The sequence below is a fragment of the Robertkochia marina genome (genome assembly GCF_004799345.1).
GTDB classification, from domain to species: domain Bacteria; phylum Bacteroidota; class Bacteroidia; order Flavobacteriales; family Flavobacteriaceae; genus Robertkochia; species Robertkochia marina.
On sequence record NZ_SSMC01000001.1, the window covers coordinates 139,811 to 158,354 of the forward strand.

The 18,544-nt window shown below is 43.9% G+C and carries 13 protein-coding genes and 1 tRNA gene; 5 read left to right on the forward strand and 9 right to left on the reverse strand.

The window, feature by feature from the left end; genetic code table 11:
• Positions 1 to 51: 51 nt before the first annotated feature.
• The 6 genes from E7Z59_RS00525 to E7Z59_RS00550 form a co-directional block, all read right to left on the reverse strand.
• Positions 52 to 1,323 carry a hemolysin family protein gene (locus E7Z59_RS00525; protein ID WP_136334338.1) on the reverse strand — a complete coding sequence of 424 codons (1,272 nt, stop codon included), beginning with the start codon at positions 1,321 to 1,323 and terminating at the stop codon, positions 52 to 54.
• 3 nt (positions 1,324 to 1,326) lie between these two features.
• Complete coding sequence (locus E7Z59_RS00530) at positions 1,327 to 1,518, reverse strand: DUF6526 family protein (RefSeq protein ID WP_136334339.1); 192 nt, start codon at positions 1,516 to 1,518, stop codon at positions 1,327 to 1,329.
• A gap of 119 nt (positions 1,519 to 1,637) precedes the next feature.
• Entirely contained in the window at positions 1,638 to 2,198 is a 561-nt protein-coding gene (gene lptC, locus E7Z59_RS00535) for an LPS export ABC transporter periplasmic protein LptC (protein WP_136334340.1), read from the reverse strand.
• Position 2,199: 1 nt separating this feature from the next.
• Positions 2,200 to 3,567 carry a tetratricopeptide repeat protein gene (locus tag E7Z59_RS00540; RefSeq protein WP_136334341.1) on the reverse strand — a complete coding sequence of 456 codons (1,368 nt, stop codon included), beginning with the start codon at positions 3,565 to 3,567 and terminating at the stop codon, positions 2,200 to 2,202.
• Between the two features lie 14 nt (positions 3,568 to 3,581).
• Positions 3,582 to 4,850: a hypothetical protein gene (locus E7Z59_RS00545; RefSeq protein WP_136334342.1), complete on the reverse strand. Its 1,269-nt coding sequence runs from the start codon at positions 4,848 to 4,850 to the stop codon at positions 3,582 to 3,584.
• Entirely contained in the window at positions 4,843 to 5,577 is a 735-nt protein-coding gene (locus tag E7Z59_RS00550) for a type III pantothenate kinase (RefSeq protein ID WP_136334343.1), read from the reverse strand. The genes E7Z59_RS00545 and E7Z59_RS00550 overlap by 8 nt, the downstream gene beginning before the upstream one ends.
• 115 nt (positions 5,578 to 5,692) lie before the next feature.
• Between E7Z59_RS00550 and E7Z59_RS00555 the strand changes: the two genes are divergently transcribed.
• The 3 genes from E7Z59_RS00555 (at position 5,693) to E7Z59_RS00565 (ending at position 10,071) form a co-directional block, all read left to right on the forward strand.
• Positions 5,693 to 5,765: transfer RNA gene (locus E7Z59_RS00555), tRNA-Phe, on the forward strand.
• A 636-nt stretch (positions 5,766 to 6,401) separates the two neighbouring features.
• Positions 6,402 to 8,774, forward strand: coding sequence for an alpha/beta hydrolase family protein (locus E7Z59_RS00560; protein WP_136334344.1), 2,373 nt, complete (start codon positions 6,402 to 6,404; stop codon positions 8,772 to 8,774).
• 277 nt (positions 8,775 to 9,051) lie between these two features.
• Complete coding sequence (locus E7Z59_RS00565; RefSeq protein ID WP_136334345.1) at positions 9,052 to 10,071, forward strand: MBL fold metallo-hydrolase; 1,020 nt, start codon at positions 9,052 to 9,054, stop codon at positions 10,069 to 10,071.
• A gap of 87 nt (positions 10,072 to 10,158) precedes the next feature.
• On the opposite strand, the gene E7Z59_RS00570 is transcribed toward E7Z59_RS00565, so the two are convergent.
• The 3 genes from E7Z59_RS00570 to E7Z59_RS00580 all read right to left on the reverse strand — a co-directional run bounded on the left by E7Z59_RS00570 (position 10,159) and on the right by E7Z59_RS00580 (position 14,775).
• Positions 10,159 to 10,944, reverse strand: coding sequence for an alpha/beta fold hydrolase (locus E7Z59_RS00570; protein ID WP_136334346.1), 786 nt, complete (start codon positions 10,942 to 10,944; stop codon positions 10,159 to 10,161).
• A 576-nt stretch (positions 10,945 to 11,520) separates the two neighbouring features.
• On the reverse strand, positions 11,521 to 13,047 hold the full coding sequence (locus tag E7Z59_RS00575) for an arylsulfatase (RefSeq protein ID WP_136334347.1): 1,527 nt from the start codon (positions 13,045 to 13,047) through the stop codon (positions 11,521 to 11,523).
• Between the two features lie 282 nt (positions 13,048 to 13,329).
• Positions 13,330 to 14,775 carry an MltF family protein gene (locus tag E7Z59_RS00580; RefSeq protein ID WP_136334348.1) on the reverse strand — a complete coding sequence of 482 codons (1,446 nt, stop codon included), beginning with the start codon at positions 14,773 to 14,775 and terminating at the stop codon, positions 13,330 to 13,332.
• Positions 14,776 to 15,228: 453 nt separating this feature from the next.
• Between E7Z59_RS00580 and E7Z59_RS00585 the strand changes: the two genes are divergently transcribed.
• A complete protein-coding gene (locus E7Z59_RS00585; RefSeq protein WP_136334349.1) occupies positions 15,229 to 15,627 on the forward strand; it encodes a hypothetical protein in 399 nt (132 codons plus the stop codon).
• Between the two features lie 258 nt (positions 15,628 to 15,885).
• A complete protein-coding gene (locus E7Z59_RS00590) occupies positions 15,886 to 17,760 on the forward strand; it encodes a DUF3604 domain-containing protein (RefSeq protein WP_136334350.1) in 1,875 nt (624 codons plus the stop codon).
• Positions 17,761 to 18,544 lie beyond the last annotated feature (784 nt).

Here is an 18,544-nt window from a genome sequence, read left to right on the forward strand (position 1 = left end):
ACCATTTTTTTGCAATAAACAAAACCTGAAAAAACAATTATTGCGCTTCTTTTAAGCCTCTCCCAGAACTTTGAGCTGAAGTAAATTTATCTTGGTATTGGTAACCTCGAGAATGGTAAACTCGTACTGATCTATCCGCAGTATTTCACCCTTTTCGGGAATATCCCCCAAGTGACTGACAACCAGACCTCCAAGGGTTTCGTAATTTTCACTTTCCGGAAGATCAAGCTTGTATTCTTCATTAATGTAGTCGACCTCAAGCCGTGCTGAAAAACGATATTTATCTTCTCCGATCTGTTCTTCCTCCAACTCAACACTGTCATGCTCGTCCTGAATCTCACCAAATAACTCTTCAACAATATCTTCAACGGTGATGATACCTGAGGTACCACCGTACTCATCGAGAACTACAGCAATGCTTTTTCTTTTCTTTGTCAGAGATTCTAGCACATCACTTATCAACATGGTTTCAGGCACATATTCTACAGGGAGCATCACACTTTTTACCGTCCTGGGCTTTTTAAACATTTCAAAGGAATGAACATACCCGATAATATCGTCAATTGTGTCCTTAAACACCAGGATCTTTGAGTAACCCGTATCGGTAAACATAGCAGAAAGGGCACGAGGACTCTCGTGTAATTCTACAGCGGTGATCTCGGTTCTGGGTATCATGACCTCCCTGGCCTTCACTTCAGAAAATTCTAAGGCATTTTGAAAGATCTGAATTTCGGTATCTAACTCCTCCTCTTCGTCGGCAGCCTCCACCTGCTCAGAAATATAATCCCCCAGCTCTACCTTGGTAAAAGCCAGTTGTACTTCATCTCCTTCTGTCTTAAACAGGTATTTCAGTATAATGTCTGAGATCCACATAATGAACTCAGAAATAAATGAGAACAGCAGATAAAAAAGATAGGCAGGTATAGCAAAAAAGATCACCAGCTTATTGGAGTAGATCTGAAAGAATACCTTGGGCAAAAACTCTGCTGTAAGCAATATGATCAGGGTAGAAATTACCGTCTGCACCAATATAATGTTAAACGGGAGGGCCAGGCCTGCATACTCAGGATAAAGCAGGGTCACGATCAGGTCTCCCATATAGATCCCATAAACCACCAAGGCGATATTATTACCCACCAACATGGTAGCAATAAACTTGGAGGGCTTCCTGGTTAGTCTTGTTAAAACCTTCGCTAAGACCCCTTCTTGCTTCTTTTCAATTTCAATATGGATCTTATTGGCAGAAACATAGGCGATCTCCATTCCGGAGAAGAAGGCTGACAAGATCAGGGAAAAGATGATAATGACGATGCTTAACGTCATGCGCTACTTTTTATTCCTGTTTTGAAATTTCTTTCGGTAGCGTCTGCGGAAAAAGAACATAAAGAGTGAGAATACTGCGAAGAACAGGAACAGGTATGCCCGGTTGCGGTCAACATTCCATTCTACAACCACCTCATAAAAAGAAACCACTGCAATTACCAGGTAGGCAATTTCGAAGATCTTGAAATATTTCATTGATTTTTTTATCATAACTACTTATCAAAAATAAACAAAAGTTGGTAGTAATACCCAGCAATATCCATAGAAGAAAAAAAGACCTCCATCAGGGAGGCCTTTACAGGTGTTCAGTGTCATTATTCTTTAAGCACGGCATCGCCACGGGTTCCCTTAAACCGCACCTGGGTAAAGTCGCGATTAAAATCGATGCCCCTACCTGTCATATTGTAGTCTTCACTTACAAACTCAAAATCACCTTCAGTAAAGATCCAGCTGTTGATCTGGTCAAAATACAATTGAGGCGCTTTTAAATGCTTGCCGTCTGAAGTCATCACATTCACATCGCCTTGCAGGTCGATAAGTTTGGTTTGCGGATATATGACACCGTAATTTGCCGTCACCGTACTGGTATCTCCGCTTTCATTAAAGTAATCTACGCGTACCCCTTCAGGGAACTCCTGATACGGAAAGTCCAGGTTGGTAAAATCTCTGTAGCGCTTCCCTTTTACAATGGCACGCAACACCAGAGAATCGGTATATCGAAGCTCAAAATTTGTAGCTTCTCCTACAGGAATATGTCGATATTCTGACATTCTTCTAACCTCCTGAAGGTTGTCACCCTGGCATGAAAAAAACATTGTCACAGTAAAAACTGTGACAATGCTGTATAAGATATATTTCGGTAATCTGTTTCTCATATTATAGAGAAGGAACCTTCACGCTACCACCAATCCAACAATTGAATTTAATAGACTGCCCTTGCATACCTGAGTTAAAGATCTCTGATCTGCTGGGCGCTCTTCCTTCATAAGCACTTGCAGCTTTTGCAGCACTATTACCCATGGAAGGGTCAACTTGTCCGGCTTTTCTGGCCATCTCTGCTGCTCTCCAGTATACTGCCTTTTTTTCGAAGGTCGTAGACCCACATTCATTTGCACTATCAGCAATAAGGCTTGCGATCAGCATATAGGCTCTACCCTCAGAAGGGTTTGCACTTAATGCCTGACGTGCATAATTATTAGCAGTAGACTTTTGACCTCTTTTCTTGGCCTTGGTTGCAATACTCAGCAATTTGTTAGACTTCTTGAACTTATCAGTTTCAAGGTCAATAGACTGCTTGAAGTAATCCATCGCCTTGCTAGTCTCTCCTCTTTCTTCGTAAAGCGACCCAAGGAAGTACTTAGAAGAAGCAGAAGGCTCAATAGCATCAAGCGCTTCTACCAGTTTTACGAACATCGCATCACTGGTACACCCTTTGGCGTCCATACGACCTGCAGCTCCTCTTAACCAATCAGCATCTCCTTTGCGCTCTTCGAAATTCTTCTCGTATAACGGAATCAGGTTCTCACAATCGGCAAGAGCACCAAGCTTACTGTCGATACTTCCACTGATCTTCTCGTAAGACTCTCCGTTGATACGAGCATTCTTAAGGGCTCTGGCCTCTTTAGAAGTAAGGGTACCTGCAGAGTCTTTTTCTACATACTTAAGAATGATCTCTGCCAGCTCTCTGTTCTCTGCGTCGATCTTACCGGTTACGGCATCATAGGTATCAAACACTTCCTGCAAGTCTTTTTTACCTGCATTATGAAGATCTACCAGGGTAGAGAAGTAAAGGTACATCGCCTTAGGATTCTTAAAGTTCGCCTGATCTTCTTTGAAAGCCTCATCAAGTAAACTGAAGAGTTCTTCATCTTCGGCCATGTCATTGTCAAACTTCAACAAGGCCACATCGATCATACTTCCCGCTTTGGTATAACGCTTAGGGAAATACTCAGGACCTTTTTCATAAACAGTCATTAACGACTCAATATAAACAGGCTTATTTGCTTCATCATTCTCGATACGGTCTTTCAGGATCTTTTCTCCGTAAGCATAGGTTGCATAGTGAAGATCCGGACAGTTTTCAAATACCATTTTCCATGGCTCATAAGCCGCTTCGTAATTTTTCACTTTGGCGTGCTCGGCAAAAATAGACAGGTTTTGCATACACTCAGGATTTTGAGCCTGACCAAAAGCAAACGACACTGCCGCTAAAAGACCGAACATCGTTGAAAGTTTCTTTTTCATCTTATTAGTTTTAGTTATCTAATTAAACTTTTTACGAACCATCTGTCACTAAGCGACAGACTAATAAATACATTTATATAATTTTCTTGTATTCCACCGTTTGATAATTCTCCTCTTCTTCCAAGCTCCACTCCGATGTTGGCATCAGAAAAGCCTCCCAATGGCAATCCTACTCCAAGAGTCATGCCAAAATCTCTAAGTGAGTTACCATTAACCAGTAAACCTGTATCTTCGGTTTTTACACCTAAACGATAAGTAGCTCTTTTCCAGTAAGATGTCAGGGAGTCGTAATCCGGTATCCAAAAACCACCTACTGAAATAAGTTGACCATCTTCATAGGTTCCTAACACATTAAGCGGGTATTCAAGTACAAAATCACTTGACTTCGTAAACTCGTACTGACCTCCCACAAACCATGTATAAGGTTTTCCGATCCCTAAGGCTGCAGAGTATGAATAAGGCCTGTTAACCTTTGTATTGTCAAGACCTGCAGCTTCCAGATCAACCTCAAAACGTTCTCTAACCTGTTCATTTCCGGACGCATTTACAAAGATAGTAGATATTTCTGTAAAGTTCTCTGATGTCAGGTTAGCTTCAGGGGCAAATGTAAAGGCCGTTTGAAGCTGTAAATTTTCAGACAATTTCCCTTGATAATGCAAGGCCAGGTTATAATCCCATCCATTATATTCAGAGACCGAGCTTTCACGACTGGCATATTGCACGCCATCGAGCTGCCTGCTGGCTGTTCGCTCTATAGTCCCGAAATTGTAATTAACCGTTGCTCCAATACTAATATTCCTTGTCAGTCCCCAACCGGCAGAGAAAAACACCTTATTAATTCCACCATTTCCACTAAACCTGTTTAACTCTATAGGGTCGTTATCCTGATTCAGGCTTCGAAGGTTATAATCGGTACTGCTAAAGGGTAGCACCCCAAATTGCACTGCCAACCTTCTTGCCAACGGAAAGCCCAGGGTCAGGTAATCAAAATTAACCTGTCCGGCAGACTCTGTGGTCTCCTCCGTTTCCAACGACAAATAACGGTTGGAAACCGCTACAGAAAAATTAGTTAACCTTAATTTTGAAAGTGCCGCCGGGTTCTTGATGTTCATATGAACACTATCGGCAAACACACTTACACCTCCCATCATTCGGTTCTCCACCATTCCTTTAAATCGTAGGTCTCCGGTTCCAAAGTAAGAATAGGGCGAAACACTTGCATCCTGAGCAAAACCGGCGGTTAGGGCCAGCATTGCTACCACAACAAAAATCTTTTTAATCATTACGCTTATTAAGTTCCAAAATGTAATTCAGTCCTTCGAGGAGGAAATTAGAATGGGCAAATATGGTACTTTTTAATCTTTTTGACAAAAATAGAGAATCGCCACCTGTTAAAATAACTGTTAAAAGTTTGAATTTTTTTGAATATTCCGTAATCACTCCGTCTATCTCGTTGACAACCCCGTTCATTACACCGGAAATCATTGAAGACTCTGTGGAGTCACCTATCAAGCCATCAAAGTCGCGGTTTTCAATCATGGGCAGTTTCCTGGTGAAATGGTGCATGGCCTTGAAGCGCATATCGACCCCGGGAGAAATCCCGCCACCCAAATACACCCCCTGATCGGTGATCATGTCGTAAGTAATACAGGTTCCTGCGTCGATCACCAAACAATTAGTCATACTGCAGCGGGAGTAGGCAGCGGTAACCAAGGCCAGCCGATCTACCCCTAAGGTATGAGGGGTGCTATACCGGTTGTCGAAGGGAATCTTAGACTGATGGGTGAGAATATGAACAGGCGCGAAGACCTGCAACGCCAGCAGATCTTTTTCATCGAGTTTTCCAACCGAAGACACGATCGTATCGCGAATATCGGGATAGACGGAAAAATTTTTTTCCACGGCCGCTAAAAATTCGTCAGCCCTTACCCTGTCTACATTCAACAAGCTACTTCCTTTAAAAACAGCAAGTTTAACAAAGGAATTCCCAACATCTATAATAAGGTTCATGATTTGTTATTTAAGTTGTAAATTTACAAAAGCGAATTTTTTCAAGATTCCTTTTGCAAATATTAAATTTGCATCTATATTTGCACCCGCAATCGCAGTAATACTGCAAGCAACTGGTGCCTTAGCTCAGTTGGTAGAGCAAAGGACTGAAAATCCTTGTGTCCCTGGTTCGATTCCTGGAGGCACCACCGCAAAAACCCGAACGTTTCCGTTCGGGTTTTTTGTTTTTTACCCCCTCCGCCCCCGCTAAAAGCGGGGCCACCTTCCCCTCATTGAGGGGAAGGGGAAGGTACCACTATTTGACAGACAGGTATGCGAGCATACGATATTTGATCGTCTTTACGAGTTTCCTGAAATTTGATTTCTTGTGTAGTGGTATGACGGTTTTAAAATAAAACAAAAACGGGCTCCTTCCCCTAGTTAGGGGAAGGTACTCTCGCTGTAGGCGAGAGGGGAAGGGGTTGTATGTGATGTTAACCTGAATCAACCCGCCCCGTCAGCGATTTTATCGCTGCCACCCCTCCCTATCCAGGGTGGGGAGCCACACTTTATATACTTTTTCACCAGAATATCTAAATCCATCAGTGGCAGGCCTAATAAAGGCCGTAGCGACCTGCCCGGCATGCCACCGCAGACAGGTCTCCCCAATCTTCCTCCCCTCAAATTAAACTACCCCTAACGACGCATGATTTAATCAAATACTTACAATTTTTCGGTTATTTCCCTATCTTAATCTTCTAAACAAACCAAGACTATACGACTCGCTATCAAAAGATTACTGCACGTACCTTCCTAAGGCTTGTCGATAGCTGTTAAACCGAATTATGAAAAAACTACACCGACTAATTTCATGGCTCAAGAATCGCATCAATAGTATTGCACCGGGTAAGCATGCCATAAGAGGTGCTGCCTTAGGACTCTTAATAGTTTCCTTAGCACTTTGGGTGGCATATTCTATTGGCTACACTGTTAAACTCAGAGATGCCTGGGTGTTGCTATTAGGGTTTCTTTACCTTCTGACCATTGTCCTGTCCGGTTTTTTGATTCGATGGATCATCTATCTTTTATATAAGATACCAAGGTTTTTAAAACTGGCTTTGTTCATAGCTATCCCAACACTCTTCCTGATCAGTAATGACTGGATAATACCTTTAATTTTCATCATCATAGCTTCTCATTGCGGGGCGGCTGTTCTGGTATTGAGAAAAACCGGGTTTAAAAACTTATCCGGCCCCAAGAAAGTAGTTGCCGTAATTGGAATTATTATTGGTTTTGGCGGGTTGGTGGCCTCCGGAATACTATACGGCAGGGATGGTTTTGACGTGACTCCCATTACTAATGCAGCACTTTCTTCCGAATCTGATATTGCACCCATCCAGGCTAAATCGCCTTCTGAGATCGGGCCTTTTCCTGTAAAGACATTAACGTATGGCAGCGGGAAAGACCTGCATCGGCCTGAGTATGGAGACCAGGTTGATCTGGTAACCGATTCAGTGAACGGCCTGGCCTTTATCGATAATTGGAAAGGTTTTGGAGGATGGTGGCGTGAAAAGTACTGGGGATTTGATTCCAGGGCACTACCTATAAATGCCCGCGTTTGGTATCCTGAAGGAGAAGGACCTTTTCCGTTGGCGCTCATTGTACATGGTAATCACGGTATGCAGGATTATTCGGATCCAGGATACGCATATCTGGGAGAATTACTTGCTTCCAGGGGCATTATCCTCGCCTCGGTTGATGAAAACTTTATCAACGGTTCCTGGTCTGATATATTTGGAGGGTTAGAGGAAGAAAATGATGCCCGCGGATGGTTGTTACTGGAACATTTAAAGGTTTGGCACCAGTGGAACGAGACCAAAGACCATGTATTTTTTAAAAAGATCGACACGTCTAACCTCGCTTTGATCGGGCATTCAAGAGGTGGTGAGGCGGTTGCTCATGCCGCCATGTTCAATAAACTTCCCTTTTACCCTGATGACGCATCCATACCTTTTGACTATAACTACAACATTAAATCTATCGTGGCCATAGCCCCGGTGGACGGTCAATACGAGCCGGGCGACAGCAGGACGAAAATCGAGGATGTCAATTATTTGGTGATACATGGGGCGCAGGATGCAGATGTTAGTTCCTATATGGGATCTCAGCAATACGAAAGAGTAACATTCCGGGACAGTCTTTATCATTTTAAAGCCGGGGTTTATGCCTATGGAGCCAACCACGGTCAGTTTAACAGCAGCTGGGGAAATAACGATATAGGCAATCCATTTACAGGAATCCTCAACCTTAAACAACTCCTCCCTGCTGAAAAACAGGAACAGATAGCCAAAGTTTTTATAAGTTCTTTTCTCGATATCACATTAAAAGATAATGTCAAATACCTGCCTCTTTTCACAGATGCCAGAAAGGGCAGGGAATGGCTTCCTGAAACGATATACCTCAGCCAATTTGAAGATTCAAACTTTTCGCCTATTGCCAATTTTGATGAAGACTTCGATGTATCTACCACAACACAAAAATACGGTGAGGTTCATACCGAAAATCTGTCTGTTTGGCGGGAACAGGAGATTCAGCTCAAATGGCAGAAAAAAGGAAGCAGAGCACTTTTTGTTGGCTGGAATTATGACCTTGAAGACGAACAGGAAACGATGGAATCGCTACCCGATTCCATCATGGCAAGGTATACGATCTCCCTTACTAAAAAGCCTGTAGATACTACATCAGTATTAGTTTTCTCCATGGCCGAATCAACAGAATCTGCTGACCCAAAGTCAGAGGGTAAATGGGTGGAAGATGACAACACTAACAACCTGAAGAATGATGATGGCGTTGATAGTGACGAGGACAAGGAGGAAGGTGAGGATGAGGATGAGGATGAGGATGAGGATCAACCTAAAAAACCCTTCGATCTTACTATAGAACTAAGGGACTCCACCGGGCAAAAAGCCTCACTGCCCTTAAGCAGCTTTTCTCCTCTGCAGCGGGAAATTGAAATTATGATCATGAAAACAGGGTTCATCAAAGACGACAAACAATCTGAAAAGGTGTTTCAGACCTTTTATTTCCCGCTCGAAGATTTTAAAAGTACCAATCCGAAGCTTGATCTTTCCGTTATTGAAAACATCAGTTTTGTTTTTAATAAAGACCAAAGCGGGGTGATCGTTATGGACAATATTGGATTTATGAAACCCTTATAACCTGCTTTCAGAGGCAGAAAATACAGAGCCAGCCGGGTTGGTTAAACTTTTTCATCCAGCCTGGCCTAACCTCCAACCCTGTTTCAATCAATACACCCCTCACAGCTGCTTTGATGCAAAAGCGAGATTTTGTAATTTTATCGAACCAGTTACCCACCCCTGATCCGGATCGAGTTTCTCCCTGTAATTCATTACTGCCCCTCATTTTATCGTCTTACCATAAAAGTTTCATAGCTATGTGTCATTCAGATACTATGACATCACAGAAAAAAGCACTATGAAAGTTAATACGTTACTTCCCCTCATAGCTTTCCTATTTACCCTCACCACCGCATGCAATTCTGAAAAAATGCTCCGCGGTGCCCTCGATAAACAGGTTAAAAAAATGGTTCCTCCGGAATTCGTGAATGACGAGGAAGGCATTACGGTTGTCATGGTGGGTACCGGAACTCCGCTGCCGGGAGAAAGAGCGCAGACCGGCACGGCCATCTTTGCTAACGGATACTTTTTCCTTTTTGATATTGGCGCCGGCGTAGTTCAGCAATGTGAAAATTCACAGCTCCCATTAGATCAACTGAACGGGGTGTTTTTAACGCACTACCATTCAGATCATATGTTAGACCTGCCCAATGTCATTAACCGATCATGGGCCCTGGGAAGAGCCCATGAACTAAACATTTACGGACCCACGGGATTGAATAGGGTCGTAAAGGGTGCCAATGATTTTTTAGCCATTGAAAATCAATACCGGGTAGACCACCATGGTCCTGAGATTATGGATATCTCTAAAGTTGACGGCATTGCCAAAGAATTCAGTATTTCTGAAAATGAGGAGGTCCTGGTTTTTGACCAGGACGGGGTTAAAGTAACAGCCTTCGACGTGAATCATGACCCCATCAGGCCGGCAGTTGGTTATGTGATAGAATACCAGGCTAAAAAAGTAGTCTTAAGCGGTGATACGGCAAAGAATGAGATGGTTGAAAAAATGGCACAAAACTGTGACCTTCTTATCCATGAGGTCATGTTGATGGATGTGCAAGAAATTCTTTCAGAAACCTTAGCAAACAATGATTATCCCAGGAGGTCTGAAATTGTTCACGATATTCAAAACTATCATACCAGTCCGTCGGAGGTGGCAGCAATAGCCAATAATGCCGGGGTTAAAAAATTGGTGTTAAATCACCTGGCACCGGCGCCGGAAAATTGGTTTATTACAAGGTTGTATAAAAAAGAATTAAAAGCCTTTGATGGTCCGTTTCACCTGGCTAAAGAAGGGGATGTATTTACAATAAAATAATTTTGTCAGAACCAAGAGCCAGGATGGTAGAACAAAGATTGCATTCTCGAGTGAAATAGCTGCTTTGCTTCTTTACTCCTTTACCACTTAGCTTCTTAACCCCTTAAGAAAAGACAAACTCTCCTGATTAAAGACCTGAGATTTCTGTACGTTTACCACGTGTCCGCAATCAGGGACCACCAACAAGGTGGCCAGACGGTGTTGCTGCACCACCTTCTGAACATTAGGAAGAAACAAATGATCCTGGTCGCCCATGATATAGATGGTTGGAATGCCAATATCATTCAATCGGAAGAACCGGAGTAACGGATTGATCTCCGAAGCCATCTTGAACCATCGGATAAACTCTTTCTGGTACAACTTTTTAGCCTCGTTAACGAATAAAAGTCGCGACTCCTTGTGTGTTTTGCGAGGCATAATGATAAAGGCAAAGAGCTTGTACAAATACATATAGGGGATTACCGATTTAAAGATCACCCCGAAACGCATCAGGATCTGCGAACGGAAATTTAACTTCAGAATAGCCCCTCCCATGATCATGCTCTGCACCCTTTCAGGATGGATCTCGGCGAGATTACGGATGAGAATAGTTCCTAATGAAATACCTACAAAATGAGATCGGTCGATCTTCAAATGGTCCAGTACCTCAATAATGTCCTTGGTAATGGCTTGAAAGGTGTACGTACTTTTTAAAGCATCACTGAACTTTGGCTTGCTTCGTCCATGCCCTCTCAGGTCAAGCACCAAAACGTTATAATGCTCTTTAAAGGAACGAATTTGCTTAAACCAGATACTGGAACTCCCTCCGGCGCCATGCACGAATGTTACCCACTCGGTATGTTTAGGATCGTTATAAATGTAATAATTCAACATGCTTTGCGAAGTTAAATATAGTTTTTTGGGTTGATAGCAGTTTTAACAGAATAAAAGTTGAATACGCTGAATTTATCGCTTTTCCGCGATAAATTCAGATGATGGATTATCAATGACTGCGTCTGGAATGTAACCACAGGGAACCAGAACAGGCTGCAGGAATTAATCACGACAAAGGCGTGATGGATGATGAATTCGTCGTCTTTGCGAGCCCCAATCGGGGCGTGGCAATCTCATAAAATGAAGTAATGAATTCACCTCGGTTTAAGAAGCCCTCCCCTCCGTGCTTGCAGCACGGTTTCTCCTCCCAGAGGGAGGGAGTAATTCCTCTATTTGGTATTCCCAATTTAACTAAAGTACCGACTCTTCCCCCGCTGGGGAGGACTTAGCATAAAAAAAAATGCCGGTAGCTGTTTTTAGTGAACTTGCCTGGCGGCAGCCAAGGGGGCCTGCCGGTGCGTTGGCGATAAAGGGATGCAGTAGGAAACACCCATTTGGGATTCTAACTTATACATCCCTTATTTAAAAATACCCCTCGAATGGAGGGGTATCTATACGTAAACAAAACTTATTTGATTAATTCCTGCTGGGCTGATACTGCAGTTGCTGCACCACCTTATCTATAGAGAGTGAACCACCTTTTACAGGAGGATATTTCTCGAAAGTAGCCAGGAACTTGGCAGCAAGTTCCTGCGCAGGAACAAATAACCACATATTATCGGCATACCACCTGGTATAAAGGGCTGCTTCCCATCCAACTTCAAAAGGATCAGCTCGAAGATTTACCACAATTGGCCAACTTGGCGACTTTCTGTAGGCCTCATTGATAGCTCCCTCCATGATGGTGAAATGAACCTTCCAGTTGTTATATCGTATGGCATTCAGATTTCCTCCGGCATCGAAATAAAAGATTCCCTTTCTTGGAGCTTCTTCTACTTCTCCCTTGAAATAAGGCATCATATTATACCCGTCAAGATGCACGTTAAATTCTTTGCCTGCAGCCTTATACCCATTCAATAATTTCTCTTTTACTTCCGGTTCGCCGGCAGCAGCCACCAGGGTTGGCATCATATCTTCATGGGAGAAAATATCGTTGTAAATGGTTCCTGGTTCTATAACGCCCGGCCATCGAATGGCACAAGGCACCCTGAATCCTCCCTCCCAGGTGGTTCCTTTCTCTCCTGCAAAAGGAGTGGTACCTCCGTCCGGCCAGGTAAACTTCTCGGCTCCATTGTCTGTAGAATACATGATAATAGTGTTATCTATGATTCCCAACTCCTCCAGTTTAGCCAAAACCCGACCAATTGCTTTGTCGTGTTCAACCATACCGTCAGGATACAACCCTATTCCTGTAACGCCCTGGCTTTCCTCCTTGAGGTGCGTCCACACATGCATTCGGGTAGCGCTTAACCATACAAAGAAGGGTTTGCCATCGGCATGAGCTTTTTCTATGAAGGCAATAGCCGCATCGGTAAATTCATCATCAGCTGTTTCCATACGCTTAATAGTAAGTGGACCTGTATCTTCGATACGACCATCACCATAACTATGCAGCACGCCCCGAGGGGAGTATTTTTCGAGAAACTCCTTATTATCGCGTGGGTAATAATACGATTCCGGCTCTTCCTCAGCATTCAGGTGATAAAGATTTCCAAAGAACTCATCAAACCCGTGATTGGTGGGCAGGTGCTCATCCCTATCCCCCAGGTGGTTTTTACCAAACTGTCCGGACACATATCCATGCGGCTTCAACAGCTCTGCAATAGTGGGTTGATTGTCCTGAATACCCTGTTTGGCTCCGGGCATCCCTATGGTTAAGAGCCCTGTTCGGAAGGGGTGTTGCCCCAGGATAAAAGCCGCACGTCCTGCGGTACAGGATTGTTGGGCATACCAGTCGGTAAACAAAGCCCCTTCTTTGGCAATCCGATCGATGTTCGGGGTCTGATACCCCATGGTTCCGAGGTTATAAGCACTGATATTGTACCATCCAACATCATCTCCCCAGATCACCAGGATGTTTGGTTTATCCTGGGCTTGAATGGTAATAAAAGAAAAGAACAGTAAGAACATGAGGCATTTTCCAGTTAAACCATGTTTTTTCATAATACTTTGTTGATATACTATAATTTACAATCTCATTCTAAAATACTGATTTACAGTATTTTACGTGAATTTTATTTCAAAAAAATCGTTAAAAGAGTGAATTACCTTAAAGACAGATGTAAAGCCTTTCAAAGTGAAGAAAATAGGAAGGGCCGTTACTAGGTTACTAGGTTACTAGGTTACTAGGTTACTAGGTTACTAGGTTACTAGGTTACTAGGTTACTAGGTTACTAGGTTACAAAATACTTTAATTTCTCGTCTTGACTCTTTATTCCTGAATCTTTATTCATCTGTGAAAAACGAATAATGCTCATAGCGGTCAAAGATATCCCGAACGTAATTATAGGGCTGCCTGCCCCTTACATAGCCATATCTGATGATGTCTTTTTGATATTCTTCAGGGTCGCTAAGATCCAAAATGCTTTGCTCCACATTCCCATCCCACCGGGTGCGGTCTAAACCTTTGGAGGCTGCCAAACGCTGGGCATCAAACACATGGCCGATGCCGCAATTATAAGAGGCCAGTGCAAACTTCAGGCGTTGTTCAGGATCTTTAACCTCTTTAAAGCGATTGTATAACCGGCCCAGGTATTTACATCCTCCCATAATATTTTCTTTTGGATCTAAAGGGTCTTTCACCCCCAATGATTTTGCTGTATTTGGCATGAGCTGCATCAGCCCCTGTGCTCCGGCCCAGGATTTTACCTGCGGATTAAACCTGGATTCCTGGTAGATCGCGGCACTTACCAGGCGCCAGTCCCACCCCACCTTGGCCGATTCTTCCTTTACAATGGGATCAAAAGCACTGATCTGCTTATTCTTGAGACTGTACAACGGACTCTTTACCCGGGCGTTAAAATTTTTACGGTCTTTAAAGTACTTGTTGTATACCACAGCATAATAGGTAGAGGTACGACTGCGCCTCACCGCTTCATTAAGCTGGGCAAGCAAGGTTTTATCTTCAGGCCTGACGGCCCAGGCAATGGGTTCTTCTTCGGTCAGGGCAACAGAAACATCCAGGTCGGGCATCCAGGAAGCATTGATACCGGCAATATATTCTTCTGCAATGGTATACCGTATCAACCCATCATTGACCATCTCGATCAATTCTCCCTTAGAATAAGTCGGATCCAGCACTTGAATATGAATACCACCCCCAATATTCTTCACATACTCTTGTAAACGCTTTTCGTATGAGCTCCCTTCTGCCACCGTAATGGTATCTCCCAGCAGGGGCTCATAACTCCTTACCAATTCATAATTCATTTGGTCGGCGTTCATTTTTTGCCAACCCTCGGGTTTGCGCTGCACTAAAACATGCCTGCTCATTATGATCGGTTCTGTAAAACTCACCTGGGCCTGCCTTTCGGGGGTTACATTGAGTCCGTGAGCGATCAGATCTCCCTTCCCAGCCAGCAGATCGGGGATCAGTTCTTTGACCCCATCAGAAACCACCACCTTTAAGTCCATATTCAGGCTATCGGCCAGGCGTTGCAGCAGTTCATATTCGAACCCCATGGTCTTGCCCTTGTACATGAAGTAACTCGTAGAATTATAAGTGACCAGGGCCCTGAGTTTCTTTTTTGGCGGATCAACAGAAAGGAGCTCGGCGCTCCCTGAAGAGAACCCGGAAATGAAAAAGAACAAACATCCAAGGACAAATATTCTAACAGATGGGGTAGGTTTTGAGAAGCTTTGGGGGGAGGTATTTTTGAACCAGCGTCTCATAATAAAGGTATTAGGAATGAAAAGTTACTCTTCCACTTTCACAACAAAAAAGTTATCTGATGAACTACTTGAAAATCAGGGTTTTGAATCTTTTCTGGAGAGTCGAGGTTGGGAGTGGGGCTCCCGCCAGCGGGAGCAATTATAGATGGTAAATTGTAGATTATAAATGGCTGTGTACGTCACTGATATAGGTTGACCACTTATAAGTATAAAACTATGAATGCTAATCTAAACAAAGCTCTCCTACTTGTTTCGTATAACCGCTTAACCTTATCATCCACCATAGCTTTAGCAAAGGTGGGCATAACCGAGTAACTCGTACCCCGTACCCCGTACCCCGCACCCCGTACCCTAAATCCTTGACATCCAAAATATTACACCATACATCAATTTATTTAGCGTAATCAATTGTTTGTCAATATTTTAACTCAAACAACCAAACTATATACCACTATGAAGAATACAGACTGGAGATCTGTGATCTCATTTATGAATGACATCAGTGCAGCAAAAGCCTATCGCTATACAGCTACTGTATTGGTTATGAGTGGATTGTTTTATTTCACCATGCTGTCTTTTGTAAATGAGGTTGCCCAACTGATCTTTTTAGGTGCTGCCGGCACCTTGATGACCGCCCTGATCTGTTCATTTTTCAACCTGATGTATTTTATAAGGAATGTGAATCCTTTTATAAGGTACATACTTCCCGGTATCCTCTTTTTAATTTTTGTTTTAGTGGTTTACAGCAGTGCCAAACCCGATATCTACGTCTTCCTGGGCTTTGGAATTCTCAATCAACTGGCCGGGGTATTCTGGTATCTGAAGGAGAAGCAGTTGATGTTATTTCATTAAGACGAAAGAGTTTAAAGTAAAGATAAAAGACCCGGTGGGTAGAGAGAATCTGCTTGCCGGGTTTTTTAGTTATGCGGTTATGCGAGAATACAAAAACATGGATGAAAATATCCCCATCCTTGGGAAGGAGGGGGATATTTTCATCCATCTTTGACGCGCTTGCGCGTAACCTACATCCCTACATCCCTATATCCCTATAGAAAACTTTTTTTACAAACAACTCTTTTTCAGTAACTTAGCTTAAATAAAAAACGAAAAATGTTACGGATCACTACACTCCTCTTCGCCCTGATCCTCACAATTTCCTGCAAAACTGATAAAAAAGAGTCCGGTGACACCACTAACCCGGCATCAACAACATCCGATACTTCTACTGAGGTGGCTCAAAACCCCCTGAAAGAGGCCTATTTCGGAAATCTGCATGTGCATACCAAATGGTCTTTTGATGCTTATATAAATTCTGCTGCCACAGGTCCTGATGAGGCCTATCAGTGGGCTCAGGGACAGGCAATTCCCGGCGGAGGGGACGGCACACCTCTTCAACTCTCCAAACCTCTTGACTGGTACGCGGTGTCTGACCATGCCGAATACCTCGGAGCCTTGCCATATATGGAAGATGAGAACAGCATCATGAGTACCCACCCTCTTGCAGGTGATATAACCGGAGATGATCCGGCAGCTTCTTTTGCTGCCTATGGTGAAATTTCAGATGGTATATATACCTACCAAAGAAGAGATTCTATTTTAGGAGATCCTGAGTTTGCAACGAACATCTGGAAAGAAATGGTCGGTATTGCTGACAAACATTACAAGCCGGGTAAATTTACCACCTTCGCTGCCTTTGAATGGACGGCAGCCCCAGACTGGAGAAACATTCACCGTATCGTATTGTTCAAGGACACAAAAAAAGTCCCTGAGGCTGCTTTTTCCGCCGTTGACTCCAGTGTGCCTGAAGAACTATGGAAATGGATGGACAATCAGCGTTCACAAGGCAATGAGCTTCTGGCGGTACCACACAATGGAAATGCCAGTGATGGAATCATGTTTCCTATCGGGGAGTCATATGGAGGGAGTACGATCAGCAAAGAATACGCCACCACACGTATGAGAAATGAGCCTGTGTACGAGCTGATCCAAATTAAGGGGGTTTCTGAAACCCATCCTGAACTTTCTCCGAATGATGAGTTCGGAAACTTTGAAATATGGGATTACACCCTGGCTGCCGGTGCCATTGCTCCAAAAAATAAACGAGGAGGCTATATGCGGGAGGCCCTGATCCGTTCGTTAAAATATGAGCAGGAAGGGAACGGGAACCCGTTCAAATATGGTTTCATTGGAGATTCAGACACCCATAATTCGTATTCCCCAATAGAAGAGGATGACTATCACGGGAAATTTGGGTTTGAGAACAGCCCTGAACACCGTCTTGACGGTCCTCCCGGAGTTGATGAGAAATCAGCCAACCAGGTCAGGAGATTTGGTAGTGCAGGACTTGCCGGAGTATGGGCAAAATCAAACACCCGGGAAGAAATTTTTGAAGCGATCATGCGCAAAGAGACCTTCGCAACGTCTGGTCCGCGATTAAGGGTACGCTTCTTTGGAGGTTTTGATTTTACCCGGGAAACCCTTGCCGAATCGAATTGGCTGGAAGCTGCATACAATAGTGGAGTTCCTATGGGCGGAGATCTCTACGGGGGTGAAACCAATGCCCCGTCGTTTATCATACATGCGATGAAAGATCCCGATGGTGCCAACCTCGACCGCATACAGATCATTAAGGGATGGGTTGATGCAGATGGTAATCAACAAGAAAAAATATACAATGTGGCCCTTTCCGGAGACCGGGAAGTAGCTGCTGATGGCAGTGCCCCTGAGGTGGGTAATACCGTAAATGGAGCAGAGGCAACCTATACCAACGACATAGGTGGCGTAGAACTACAAACGGTGTGGACCGATCCGGATTTTGATCCATCTCTTTATGCCGTGTATTACGCACGGGTGTTAGAGATCCCGACCCCGAGATGGAGCACCTATGATGCCAAGGCCTTGGGCAGAGAATTAAGAGATGATCTTCCTGTAAGTATCCAGGAACGCGCCTGGAGCAGTCCGATATGGTATACTCCTGCGGAATAGAGCCAGGAATCAAGAGTAAAGATAAAAGACCCGGTTGGTGGAAATAAGCTGCTTGCCGGGTTTTTTTGTTACGAGGTACGGGGGACGGGGGACGAGTTACACCAAGAGTTAAAATAACACGTCTTTGCAGGGCCGAGGGTGAAGAAATGGTTCAGTGAACCATTTTAGCGAAGGAGCCAGCTGGCGCGTAGGCGAAAGCAGGCCTGTGGCGACCTGCCTGGCAGGCCGCGGCAGACAGGTCTCCCGAAGTTTACTCTGAAGCTCTTTTAGATCAGGTATAAGAAGCCCCCATCCAGCTTTGGTTTTACCTTCATAAAATTTGTGGTGCAACTTACCACCCCTTCCGATCACGCTGGAAGCGTGATCACCTTCCCCTAAAAGGGGAAGGGTAATGTATCCTTCAACACCAATTCTCGTTAGGGTCCTTATGCATGAAAGTCTGCCAGGGGTAATTAATTCACCTTCCCCTCCCAGGGGAAGGTGGCTTCAGGCTATGGCCTGAAGACGGATGGGGGAGCCTACACTTAGCAGTTGATTTTTATAACAGCTCGGGGAGGGCTTCTTAAACCGAAGTACCTTCAGTACTCTAATTCAGGAGATCGCCACATCCCGCCGAAGCGGGATTAACCACCCCGGCTTCGCCACCCCTCCTTTAAAAGGAGGGGATAATTACGGTTTCTATTGAACCGCATTGATAAGATGATGAATTCTTTTTTAGCATTAAGGTAAAACTGAAAGATCGCCACATTGCCCCATGAGGGAAAACTCGCGAAGACGAAGGCGG